Raw genomic sequence first — 223 nt, forward strand, 5'->3', positions numbered from 1 at the left:
TGCAGCTCCGCGTCCATCTCGGGCTCGAAGAAGCGATAGGTCGCGCGCCCGTCGGCCTTGGCGCGATAGAGCGCAAGATCGGCCTGCTTGAGGAGCTGGTCGGGCGACAGGTTCCCCTCCGAGGCAACGGCAATGCCGATGCTGGTGCCGATGACGATCTCCTGCCCCTCGAGATCGTAGGGCATGCTGACGGCTTCGACGATGCGCAGGGCGAGGGCCGCGC

At 67.3% G+C, this 223-nt stretch carries 1 protein-coding gene; it reads right to left on the reverse strand.

Annotated features, from left to right (window positions below):
* A partial coding sequence (locus E4K09_RS14125; RefSeq protein ID WP_134498038.1) for a diguanylate cyclase domain-containing protein occupies positions 1 to 223 on the reverse strand: 223 nt, incomplete at both ends.

This window comes from Microvirga pakistanensis (assembly GCF_004458765.1).
GTDB lineage: Bacteria > Pseudomonadota > Alphaproteobacteria > Rhizobiales > Beijerinckiaceae > Microvirga > Microvirga pakistanensis.